This window comes from Burkholderia sp. BCC0097, assembly GCF_902832985.1.
In the GTDB taxonomy this organism is placed as follows: domain Bacteria; phylum Pseudomonadota; class Gammaproteobacteria; order Burkholderiales; family Burkholderiaceae; genus Burkholderia; species Burkholderia orbicola.
Map to the genome: position 1 here is coordinate 892,311 of NZ_CADFDM010000001.1, position 12,031 is coordinate 904,341.

9 protein-coding genes are annotated in these 12,031 nt (G+C 65.1%); all 9 read right to left on the reverse strand.

Annotated features, from left to right (window positions below; translation table 11 throughout):
- Positions 1 to 132: 132 nt before the first annotated feature.
- Positions 133 to 1,044 (reverse strand): LysR substrate-binding domain-containing protein, encoded by a 912-nt coding sequence (locus HWX07_RS03960; protein ID WP_175875255.1) that lies wholly within the window; start codon positions 1,042 to 1,044, stop codon positions 133 to 135.
- A gap of 26 nt (positions 1,045 to 1,070) precedes the next feature.
- On the reverse strand, positions 1,071 to 2,168 hold the full coding sequence (locus HWX07_RS03965; RefSeq protein ID WP_175875256.1) for a GlxA family transcriptional regulator: 1,098 nt from the start codon (positions 2,166 to 2,168) through the stop codon (positions 1,071 to 1,073).
- Positions 2,169 to 2,180: 12 nt separating this feature from the next.
- Positions 2,181 to 3,599, reverse strand: coding sequence for an aldehyde dehydrogenase family protein (locus HWX07_RS03970; RefSeq protein ID WP_175875257.1), 1,419 nt, complete (start codon positions 3,597 to 3,599; stop codon positions 2,181 to 2,183).
- A gap of 47 nt (positions 3,600 to 3,646) precedes the next feature.
- A complete protein-coding gene (locus HWX07_RS03975) occupies positions 3,647 to 4,735 on the reverse strand; it encodes an ATP-binding cassette domain-containing protein (RefSeq protein ID WP_244129915.1) in 1,089 nt (362 codons plus the stop codon).
- On the reverse strand, positions 4,732 to 5,775 hold the full coding sequence (locus tag HWX07_RS03980) for an ABC transporter permease subunit (protein WP_124699582.1): 1,044 nt from the start codon (positions 5,773 to 5,775) through the stop codon (positions 4,732 to 4,734). The genes HWX07_RS03975 and HWX07_RS03980 overlap by 4 nt, the downstream gene beginning before the upstream one ends.
- Before the next feature lie 119 nt (positions 5,776 to 5,894).
- Positions 5,895 to 6,866, reverse strand: a complete 972-nt coding sequence (locus HWX07_RS03985) for a glycine betaine ABC transporter substrate-binding protein (RefSeq protein WP_175875258.1) — start codon at positions 6,864 to 6,866, stop codon at positions 5,895 to 5,897.
- Between the two features lie 63 nt (positions 6,867 to 6,929).
- Positions 6,930 to 8,552 carry a GMC family oxidoreductase N-terminal domain-containing protein gene (locus HWX07_RS03990; RefSeq protein WP_175875259.1) on the reverse strand — a complete coding sequence of 541 codons (1,623 nt, stop codon included), beginning with the start codon at positions 8,550 to 8,552 and terminating at the stop codon, positions 6,930 to 6,932.
- A gap of 116 nt (positions 8,553 to 8,668) precedes the next feature.
- Positions 8,669 to 9,673: a flavin reductase gene (locus tag HWX07_RS03995; RefSeq protein ID WP_244129916.1), complete on the reverse strand. Its 1,005-nt coding sequence runs from the start codon at positions 9,671 to 9,673 to the stop codon at positions 8,669 to 8,671.
- 53 nt (positions 9,674 to 9,726) lie between these two features.
- A complete protein-coding gene (locus tag HWX07_RS04000) occupies positions 9,727 to 11,055 on the reverse strand; it encodes an LLM class flavin-dependent oxidoreductase (protein ID WP_175875260.1) in 1,329 nt (442 codons plus the stop codon).
- Positions 11,056 to 12,031 lie beyond the last annotated feature (976 nt).

Below are 12,031 nucleotides of genomic sequence, written 5' to 3' on the forward strand. Positions count from 1 at the left end.
GGCGCCCTTCGCCGGGGCGGGCCAGCGTCGTCCCGCCCCGTGGCACCAGTATCGTTCGTGGGCCGTCCCCGCGTAAACGCAAGGAAAAAATCTTCGCCTGTTAATGGAAAGTGAACGTGTCCGGCCGGCGCCTCAGGCGGCCATCTGCTGAACGAAGGAGCCCTTGACCCAGGACGCCACGGCCTCGGTGGCCGGTGTGCCGGCCGAGTTGCGCGCAACCGTCAGATGGAAGCCGTGGCAGCGCACCGGATCGGTTCGAATGGGCTGCACGAGCAGCCGGCTGGCGAGAAAGCGGCTCATCAGCGGCGGTCCGATCAGCGCGAAGCCTTGCCCGTCCAGCGCCGCCTGGACCAGGTTGGTATAAGTGTTGACCGTGATGTTCGGCTTGGTTCCGTCCATGCTGACGCCATGGTTGGTAAACCAGGTCGACCAGCGTGTGAGGCGATCGTAGGGCCCTTCGAGGTGGATCAGCGGATGTCCGAGCAGGTCGGCGGGATCAAGCGGCGTGTCGTGGTCGACCAGGTAGGTGGCCGAGCAGGTGGGCGCGATGGTCTGCGAGATCAGCAGGATCGAATCCTCGGCGGGCGGCGCGGAACTGTAGGTCACCGCGAGATCCACATCCTTCTCGCCCAGGTACGGCAGGTCCGACACGATGAAGCGCAACTCGATGTCGGGGTACTGCGCGCGGAAACTGCCGAAGTTCGGCAGCAGCCAGTAGGTCACGAAGCCGGCGGTCGCGCTGATGGTGACGATGTTGTTAGCCGGCCGCGAACTGATCTCGATGGTGGCCTGCCCGACCTGCCGCAGCGCGGACGAGATGGCCGTGTGATACCGCACTCCGCTGTCGGTCAACCGGATGGTGCGGTCGACGCGGTCGAACAACTGCACGCCGAGGAAATTCTCGAGCGCCTGGATCTGCTGGCTGACGGCCACGCGCGACACGTTCAGTTCGACGGCCGCCCGCGAGAAACTCAGATGACGGCCGGCTGCCTCGAACACGATCAAGGTGTTCGGCGGCGGCAGCGTTGATTTCAATGAACTCATGTATCGGTCTCCTGTCCACGCGGGGCTCAGCGACGCATTGCCACGACTGTATCGTGCCGCTCGGCAGCGTGCTCGCGCGCGTCGCCGCCGAAGGTGCGGCTTTGCGCCTGCCGGCGCTCCTGGCCGGGTGTCAGGCCGAAGGTTTTTCGGTAGGCGGAAGTGAACACCGAGAGCGACTGGAATCCACAGGCTACCGCAATATCGGTCAGCAGCATGGCGCTTTGCTGCAGGAGCTGGCGAGCACGACGCAGGCGCAACAATCGATAGTGCTGCATCACCGGCTGCCCCACCGCCGACCTGAACAGCCGCAGCAGCCTGCGTTCGCGCACGCCGGCACGCTGCGCCAACGCTACCAGCGACAGCGGCGTCTCGATGTGCGCTTCCATCAATTGCAGCACTTCGGCGAGCAGCCGACTGGTGGAGCCGTAGCCGGCGGGCGGTTGCAGCGCGCCGGGATGCCGAACCCGGTCCACCGCCAGATAGGTCGAGATGCGCTGCATGAACGCGTCGCCCATCGACAAGCCGACGAGGTACAGCATCATCTCGAGCGGTGCCACGCCGCCCGCGCAGGTGATGCGATCGCGGTCGATGCGGAAGATACTGCGCTCGAACGTGACGTCGATGAAGCTTTCGGCTTGCGCGTGCAGGTATTCCCAATGGATCACGCAGGTGTGGCCGGCCAGCAGGCCGGCCTTGGCCAGCACATAGGCGCCGGTGCAGATGCTGCCGAGCAGCGCCCCGGCATGGGCGAACTGGCGGACCCGTTGCAGATGTGCCGGCGTGGTCGCGTGCTGCACCTCGTTGCCGGCGCAGACGAACACGATATCGGCCGGGCCCGGCGCTTCCGGCACGTCGACTGACAGCGTCAGGCCGTTGCTGGCCGGTACGGGCCGCCCGTCCACACTGATCACGGACCAGCGGTACAGCGGCTTGCCGCTCAACTGGTTCGCGATCCGTAACACTTCCAGCGCGTTGACGAAGGCGATCATGCTGAAATTCGGCACGAGCAGGAACACGAAATGCGAAGCGCTGGCGACCTTCGCCAGCGTTCTGTCGACCGGCACCGGCGCTTGCGGTGCGAGCGGGAGCAGGGGCGGCATGATCGGACGGTAGCCGGTGAGCAACGGGGCGCGCGGCTACGGCCGGATCACGGCCTTCACTTCAAGATAGGCCTCGAACCCGGCTTCACCGCATTCCCGGCCGTTGCCGGACTGCTTGAAGCCGCCGAACGGGGCACACGAATCCCAGCCCGGGGTGTTGATTTCCACCTGGCCCACGCGCAGCCGCGCGGCAGCCTGCGAGGCGGCCGCCGCGTCACCCTGCACATACGCGGCCAGCCCGTAGGGGGTATCGTTGGCGATCTCGATCGCCTCGTCGACGGTGTCGTAGGCGATCAGCGATACGATCGGCGCGAAGATTTCCTCCCTGGCGATGCGCATGTCCGGCGTGACCTGCGCCACGACCGTCGGCGCGATGAAATAGCCCGTGTCGACGCCGGCCGGCAGGCCGAGGCCGCCTGTCACGACGGTGGCGCCTTCCTGCTCGGCCGACGCGAGTAGCGCGCGTGCCCGTTCGAACTGGATCTGGTTGACCACCGGCCCGAGCGTGGTGCGCTCGTCGAACACGTCGCCGCAACGCAGCGCTTCGGCAGCGGCCTTGGCGCGCGCTACCGCTCGTTCGTATTGCGGCCGGTGTACGAGCATGCGCCCCGGCGCGGTACACGACTGCCCGGCGTTGCGATACGCGGCATGGACGCCGGCGGCCACCGCCGTGTCGATGTCGGCACCGGGCAGGATCAGGTTGGCCGAGTTGCCGCCCAGCTCCTGATGGACGCGCTTCACGGTGTCGGCCGCGGCCCGGGCCACCTGGATGCCGGCGCGGGTCGAGCCGGTGAAGGACACCATGTCCAGATCCGGATGCTCGGCGATCGCGGCACCGACGGTGGCGCCGTCACCGTTGACGAGATTGAACGCGCCGGCCGGCAGGTCGGCGTCGTGCAGCAGTTCGGCGAGGTAGAGCGCGCTCAGCGGCGAGTATTCGCTGGGCTTGAGCACGACGGTGCAGCCTACCGCGAGTGCCGGGATCAGCTTCGTGATGATCTGCAATATCGGGAAATTCCACGGCGTGATCAGGCCGCACACGCCTACGGGTTCCATCACGAGGGTGGTCCTGCCGCGCGTCTTTTCGAACTCGAAACGCTCGAGGATCTCGATGCCGTTCCGGATATGCGCCAGCGAGCCCGCCACCTGCGCCTGCCGTGAGAAGCTGATCGGCGTGCCCATTTCGAGCGTCATGCGCCGCGCGAACTCCTCGCTGCGCTCGATGAACAGCGTTTCGATACGGCGGAGCATGGCGAGTCGCGTATCGGCCGACGAGGTGGAGAACGACGGGAACCTGCGTTTGGCCGCCGCGACGGCGGCGTTCACGTCCTCGCGCGTGCCCATCGCGATCTCGCCGACTGGCGCCAGGCTCGCCGGATTGATCACGGCGCGCCGCGCCGGATGCGTGGCAGGGACGAATTGGCCGTCGATGTAGAAATGGTCGAGGTATCGCACGATGGTCCTTGAATTGAGTGGCTACGGGAAGCGGGGGGCTCGCGGGTTCAGGCCGCCGTGGTCGGAACGCCGGCGGTATCGGGCACGCTCGATTGCTGTTGTCCGCGAACCTGCCGCGGCACGATGGCTCGCACCACGTCGCGCATCGCACACTGACCGACTACCGCACCGCCGCGGGTCACCGCGAAACTCCGGTCGAGATCGCCTTGCGACTTCGCCAGGGCGGCCTCGAGCGTGTCGCCTTCGTCGAGCGTGTCGCCGGCTCCGTACGGCGCGGATGCCGACGGGCTCATCACCGAGCCCACCTTCAGCACGCGTGCGCGGTTGATGTCGTTGACGAATCGCTGGATGTAGTCGTCCTTCGGCTGCAGCACGATGCTTTCCGGGCTGCCTTGCTGCACGACCTTGCCGTCCTTGAGGATCACGATGTGATCGGCGATCTTGAGCGCCTCCTCGAGATCGTGCGTGATGAACACGATGGTCTTGTTCAATTCCCGCTGCAATTCGATCAGCAGGTCCTGCATGTCGGCACGGGTCAGCGGATCGAGCGCCGAGAACGCCTCGTCCATCAGCAGCACGTCGGCGTCCGAGGTCAGCGCCCGCGCGATCCCGACCCGTTGCTGCATGCCGCCCGAAAGCTGGTGCGGATAGCGGCCCTCGAAGCTCGACAGGCCGAGGCGGGCGATCCAGCGCCGTGCCTCCTGCTGCACGGCCGGTCTGGCCTGACCGCACACCTTTTTCGCCAGGCCGACGTTGTCGAGCACGGTCAGGTGCGGCATCAATGCGAAGTTCTGGAACACCATCGACACGTTCGAGCGGCGGAACTCCAGCAACGCGCGCCCCGACAGCCGGGTGATGTCGCGCCCGTCCACGAGGATCTCGCCGGCCGTCGGCACGATCAGGCCGTTGAGATGGCGGATCAGCGTCGATTTGCCCGAGCCCGACAGGCCCATCACCACCGTGATCGCACCGGCACGCATGTCGACATTGATGTCGTGAAGCCCGATCACGTGGCCGTGCTTGTCGAGCAGTTCGGCCTTGCCGATGCCGCTCATCACGAGCGGCATCATCGACTTGGCCTCCGGGCCGAACACCTTGTAGCACTGGCGCACGGCGATCTTGATGTCCTGGCTCACTGCTGGCCTCCTTGTTTGTGGACGGCGAGACGCGACATCGATACCTTCGTGACGCGATCGAACAGGATCGCGAGCAACACGATCGACAGCCCGGCCAGCAGACCCACGCCGAGCTCGAGATTGTTGATGCCGCGCAGCACCAGCACGCCGAGCCCCGGCGCCGATACCAGCGACGCGATCACGACCATCGACAGCGACATCATGATGGTCTGGTTCACGCCAGCCATGATGCTGGGTAGCGCCAGCGGCAGCTCCACGCCCACCAGCTTCTGAAACCAGCTCATGCCGAACGCGGAGGCCGCCTCGCCGACGGTGCCGTCCACCTGGCGGATGCCGAGATCGGTGAGCCGGATCATCGGCACGATCGCGTAGAGAATGATGGCGATCCCGTAAAGCTTCGGGTCGGTCACGCTGAACAGGAAGATCAGCGGGATCAGGTAGACGAACGAAGGCAGCGTCTGCAGCATGTCGAGCACCGGCAGCATGCTGCTCTTGAGGCGGTCGCTCTTCGACATCGCGATGCCCGCGGGGATGCCCAGCACGATGCAGATCAGCGTGCAGGTCAACACGATCGCCGTGGTTTGCAGTGCGTAGTGCAGATAGTCGACCAGCCCGAGGCAGAAGATCAGGGCGGCCGTCATCGCGGTCACCTTCTTCGAACGCGACAGGCCGTAGGTGATGGCCAGCAGCGCCAGCGTCGCCAGCCACCACGGCACGATTTCCACCATCTGCAGCGCGAGCTGCAGCATCCACGACAACGGCTGGGTGATCGGGTCGAGTACCAGTTTCAGGCCGTGGCGGATGTGCAGGAAGCCCTGCTCGATGCCGGTGGTCAGGTCGCGGGTGCGGGGGATGGCCGCGCAGTCCGCGTTCAGTGCGTCGAGCGACGGAAACGGGAAGTTCCATCCGCTGCCCTGATTCGATGACGAAGCAGCGGACTTCGACAGCAACTGAGCGAGGGAGACCGGCCCCGACTGGGCATGGGCATCGCACCATGGCCGCAGGCCGACCGAGTCAAAAAATGCGTTATCGATGTTCATGGATGTCAATCCTCGCGTCCGGGGCCGCTTGAGTCATGGATGCATTGCGTTGTGGCAGGGCGCGAAAGCGATGCATCGGTCTCCGGGTTCGCCTGCCTGCCCGGAGCCGGTGGGGTGCCTTACTTGATGACGGAGCTGACCTTGGCCAGCGCGGCGGGCGACACCCAACTCTTCCACTGATCCTTATAGTGCGTCAAAAAATAGGCGGCGGTTTCATCGGCCGTGGCCTTGTTCGTCTCCTGCCAGGACAGCAGCTGGCTCATCAGCGTGTTCGAGAACGACACGCGGCTCATCAGGGCCGCGATGTCCGGATGCGCATCGCGGAACGGCTTCGACATGGTGGTCAGTACGGGCGCACGCGGCCAGCCCGTCTTGCCCGGCGTGGGGCAGTCCAGACGCGCGTTGCACTTGGCGATGGCCGGTACCACGGGGCCCATGTCCACACTGACCATCGGATACTTGCCGAGCAGCGCGGTCGGTGCCCAGTAGTAGCCGAACCACGGCTTCTTGTCCTTGTAGGCTGCCGCCAGCGAGGCCGCGAGCGTTTCGCCGGAGCCGAAGCTGACCACCTTGATGCCATGTTTCTCCAGCTCGAAGGCCTTGATCAGGTTGTTGTTCGATACCGTCGAGCCCCAGCCGGGCGGGCCGTTGTCGAACTGGCCGCCGACCAGCTCCGGATGCGCGAGGATGCCGTCGAGGGTCTTCAGTTCAGGATGCTGGTCCACCAGATACTTGGGCACCCACCAGCCGTCCTGGCCGCCGTCGGCGATCACGTTGGCGAGCGACACGATCTTTCCCTGCTTTTCCAGCGTGTAGTACACGTCGGCCACCGCTGGCCAGACTTCGGTGAGGATGTCGGGCTTGCCGGTTTCGGACAGCGAGGTCAGCGCCGGCACCGTCGAGGTCGGTACCTTCTGCACCTTGCAGCCGTAGCCCTGTTCCATCAGGAAGCTCGATACCGCCGTAACGATTGCGGCGGATGACCAGTTCATTTCCGTGATGGTCACCGAGCCGCACTCCGCCGCCATGGCGGGGGTGGCGATCGGGCCGATCAGGAGGGCTGCAGCGAGAATTGCGAGTCGTGATTTCATACACTGAATCTCCAACAAAGGCTGGGTGGACAGGAACGGTAAAACGACGAGGCCCGGGCCTCCTTACGTATGCTGCGCGGCCTCGACGGCCGTTGCGGCTCGATGTGCGGCGAGGATCATGTCGGCGCCTTTCTCGCCGATCACGAGGCTGATGGCATTGAGATTGCCGCTCGGAATCTGCGGGATGATCGAGGAGTCGACCACGCGCAGGCGGTCCACACCGATCACTTTCAAGTCCGGCGCGACCACCGCGTCGGCATCGACGCCCATCTTGCAAGTGCCGCACGGATGGAAGCTGCCGCCCGCGTTCTCGCGCAGGTACGCTTGCCATTCGTCGTCCGTCTGTACGTCGTCGCCGGGTTTGCACTCGCCGGTCACGTAGGGCGCGAAGGCGCGCGAACGCAGCGCCGCGCGTGCGATGCGAGCGCCGGCGATCAGCGTCTCGCGATCGTAGGCGTCGGCCAGCATGTTGAACTGGATGCTCGGCGGCGCGAGCGGATCCGAGGATTTCAGTTTCACCTCGCCGCGGCTGCGCGAATTGTTCACGTTGGGCTGCAGGTTGATCGCCGCCTCGGGCTCCATGCGGATGCCCTGGTCGGTGTAGCTCGAGGAAAACGCGCCGAAGTGATACTGGATGTCGGGATAGGCCAGCTCGGGCCGCGTGCGCACCAGGCCGACGCCGCTGTACGAAAAGGTGGCCTGGCCGGAGCGCGACAGCAGGAAGCGCGTGCCGTACTTGAGCATGCCCAGCGCGTTGAATTCCTGGTTGGCGGTGCGAACGTTCACATAGGCCTTGACCTGGCAGGCCGGGTGCTCCTGCAGATTGCGGCCCACTGCGCGGTTCTCGACGATCACCGGAATACCGGCCAGGTTCAGCTGGTCGGCCGGGCCGACGCCCGAATGCATCAGGATCTTCGGCGAATTGATGGCGCTCGCGCTGAGGATGACCTCGCCGTGGCAGCGCTCCACGCGGCGCTGGCCGTCGAGATCGAATTCGACGCCGACCGCCACGCGGTTCTCGATCAGGACACGGCGCACCAGCGCGCCGGTCAGCACGCGCAGGTTGGGGCGGCGCCTGGCCGGATCGAGATAGCCTCGCGCCGCGCTCCAGCGCAGGCCGCGATGCTGGGTCGAGTGCAGGATGGCCACACCCTCGGTCGGCTCGGCATTGAAGTCGGCATTCTTCGGATAGCCGAGTTCTTCCATCGCGTCGAGGAATACACGCGTGAGCGGCGGCACGCCGCGGATCTCGCTGATCACGATCGCGCCGGTCTTTCCGTAGGTTTCGCTGACGCCGTCCCGGTTGCATTCCACCTTGCGGAAGTAAGGCAGCAATTCGTCGTACGACCAGCCGGTATTGCCGAGCGCGGCCCAATGATCGTAGTCGCCACGGTTGCCGCGCACGTACCAGGTGGCGTTGATCGAGCTCGACCCGCCGAGCACCTTGCCGCGCGGCACGACCTCGGTGCGATCGTTGCGCGTGGGGTCCGGCTCGGTCGGAAACATCCAGTCGGTTTCCGGATCGTTCATGGCTTTCATCGCCAGGGCCGGAATCTTGATGGCAAAGCGGTTGTCGCTGCCGCCAGCCTCCAGCAGCAGCACCCGGTGGTGCGGATCGGCGCTGAGGCGATTCGCCAGTACGCATCCCGCCGACCCTGCACCGATGATGATGAAATCCCAGCTCATTGTTTCGTGCCCTTTCGAACCTGTACGGGTGCCTGGCAATCGCGCGGCGGACCGAAAACGAAAACTCGTGCGTGGCTACGTGCGCGGGCGCGGGCGGCCCGTTCTCGCACGGCGCGTCACGCCTGGCGCGCGGTAGCCGGTTGGCCGCGCGTGCGTTCCACCAGCCGCGTCAGCGTGCGCATCAGCACGGCGATATCTGCGGCCGACACGCCGTCGAGCTGCGCATCCTCGAAGGCGATCCAGCGCGCGCGGATCGACTGGCGCAAGGCCAGCCCCGCGTCGGTCAGCCGTACGCCGCCATCGGCCGCGCGGATCAACAGCGCCTTCTGGGCCAGCCAGGTAACGGCGTCCTCGACATCGCGCTGGCCGAGATAGGTCTGGCGGGCAACGTCGCCGACCTTGATGCCGGGGCTGGCGTGAACACTGGCCAGCACGCGTGCCACCGCGATGCTCACGCCTTCGGCGCGGCGATGTTCGTCGAAGGCTTCGGACAGCGCATGGTGCGTATCGAAGATCAGTTGCAGCAGGTTGTTGCCGGACGGCCCGGTGCCCGCGTTGGCGATCTCGGCGGAGTCGCCCGGTACCTCGGGCGGTTCGCTGGCAATGCAGTACTGACCCTGGCTGAAGATGAGCGGCACGCCTTCGAAGCGCGTGAGCCGCGTGACCCGGCCGATCAGCAGCAGGTGGTCGCCGCCGTCGTGACGGGCGTGCACGTCGCATTCGAAATGGGCGAGGCAGCCATCCAGCAGCGGCGAGCCGAACGGGTCCGGGTGCCAGGCCACGTCCGCGAACTTGTCCTCGATCTTGCTGGAGAAATGGCGCGACAGCTCGATCTGTTCGGAAGACAGAATGTTCACCGCGAAATGCTCGCAGTTCGAGAATGCCGGGAAGCTGCGCGATTTCCGGTCGATCGACCACAGCAGCAGCGGCGGATCCAGCGACAGCGACGAAAACGAGTTGACGGTGACCGCCGAACGGCGCTCGCCGTCCACGGTCGTGACGATGGCGATGCCGGTGCCATACTGGCTCAGGCCGCGACGGAACATGCGCGGATCGTCGGCGGGGTTGCCCTGCTCGATCGGCACGAGCGTGCGCTGCGTGGAAGATTCGGAGATGCGCATGATCGGTTTGACAGTCTCAAGAGAGTTTCACGAAAACCGGCGTTCCCTGCACGTCAGGCGTAGAGGCTGCGCGGTTCCGGCAGCCCGAGGTTCTGGCGCAGCGTGGTTCCTTCGTATTCGGTACGGAATCGCCCGCGCCGGCGCAGTTCAGGCAGCACGTGATCGGCGAAGTCGTGCAGTGCGTGCGGCAGGTGGGTCGGCGCGATATTGAAACCGTCGGCGGCCTTGCCGTCGATCCAGGCTTCCATCGCGTCGGCCACGTCGTTCGCGGTGCCGATCACGGTCAGATGTTCCTGCGACATCGCGATCCGCTTGTACAGTTGCCGGATCGTCAGGCCTTCGCGCTGCGCCGTCTCGTAGTACATGCTCGCGCTGCTGCGCAGCCCGACGTCTTCGAGCGGCGGGGGCGGCACCGGGCCATCCAGGTCCATGTGCGAGAGATCCCCGAACGAGCGTTTCAGGATCGACAGCCCGACCAGCGGATCGATCAGTTCCTGGAGCATCGCGTATTTCTCCTGCGCCTCGTCGCGCGTGCGGCCGACGATCGGCGTCAGGCCGACCATCATCAGCAGTTCGTCCTCGCTGCGGTCGAGGGCGGGCAGGCGATCCTTGACCGACGCGTAGTATTTCTGCGCTGCCGCCATGCTCTGCTGCGCAGCGAACACGATGTCGCAATGTTTCGCGGCGATCTGCTGGCCGACCTCGGAGGTTCCCGCCTGCACCAGGATCGGCCGCCCCTGCGGCGAGCGCCGCACGCTGAGCGGGCCGCGCACCGAGAAGTGCTTGCCCGTATGACCGAGCACGTGCAGCTTCGACTCGTCGTAGAACACGCTCGATTCCTTGTCGTGCACGAAGGCATCGGCGTCCCAGCTGTCCCACAGCCCCGTCACCACGTCGACGAATTCGGCCGCTCGCTCGTAGCGGGTGTCGTAGTCGAGATGCTTGGCGCGGTTGAAATTCCACGCTTCCTGCTCGGACCAGGACGTCACCACGTTCCAGCCGGCGCGTCCGCCGCTGATCTGGTCCAGCGAGCCGTACTTGCGTGCGATGTGGTACGGCTCGTTGTAGGTGGTGGACGCCGTCGCGACCAGTCCGATCTGCCGGGTCTGGCTGGCGAGGGCAGACAGCAGCGTGAGCGGCTCGAGTTCGACGTTGTGGCTCGAGCGGCACAGCGAGCCCTTCGGCACGTCGTCGTAGCGCACGCCGATGCCGTCCGCGAGGAACAGCAGATCGAACTTGTTGCGCTCGGCGAGCCGCGCGATGTCCAGATACAAATTGAACTGCGACGCAGCATCGGCCTGCAGCTCCGGGTGGCGCCATGCCCCGAGGTGGTATCCCATATACCTGATCGACAGCCCGAGTTTCATCTGCTTCTTGCTCATCGGATCCTCTGCATTTCCGTATCCATCGCGACAGGCGCGAGGGGGGCCCCGGCTGTCAGGTCGGTTGGCCGGACTGCTCGGCCACCAGCGTGCTCCGCGCCGTTCCTGTCACGCTTCGGCGGTAAGTGAAACTGATCATATCGACGCAGTTATGCCCGGTAAACGCAGGAAAATAATATCGGAATGTAAAGTTATTCTTAACTTGGGGTTTGCGAGATTTGGTCAGCGGAAACCCGCTGTGCGGCCTTCGCTAAAAAGGCGTCGCCTCGCGCGGTGCCTTGAGCGATCGTGGAAGCGCGGCGCTCCGGACATCGCCCGTCGCGTGCAAAAAGTCAGATGTTGCCGGGGTAATTTTTTGTCGTACGTATGGACCGGACGCGGTAACGACTTCAGGTTCTTTGCTACCGAGTACAAACCCGATCTTTCCAGCGTGGTCGTGCGAGGAAGGAGCGGTGGCCACCAGGTGGTCGGCGGCGGCCCGATGCCGCGCAATCCGATTGCGCCGCCGGCGCTCCGCTCGCCTCGCGTCGCGAACCGACGCAGCTTGACGTCGAAGTCTTACGTCAGGTCGATGCCGGTACTTCGGTCGCCCGTTAACCCAGGCTTATCACGCTTCCTTTTTTTTTCCTGCGTTTACGACCGAATGCGAACGAAGCAAGATTCGCCTTGCCACTTCAAGGCCGCGCAGTGCACTCGTTCAAGGATTTCAAAACCTGGAATCTTTGCGAAATCCTCGCGTACGGCGTGCTTGCCTGGCATACGGCTTCGTTCGCTACCGTTCTTGGCTACCGAAACAAACGAGGAGACAGGCGTGGGCCGGAACCGGCGGGATTCGTTGGAATCCAGAAGATTTTCTCAGTACCGCAGTCGATTCACGACATCGATGTGTCCGTCGTCGGAGCAGCCGCTACAAGGGAACGTACACGACACTCTTCACTGAGATGCCAAACCTCGTCGATATGAATGGATGGCCGAC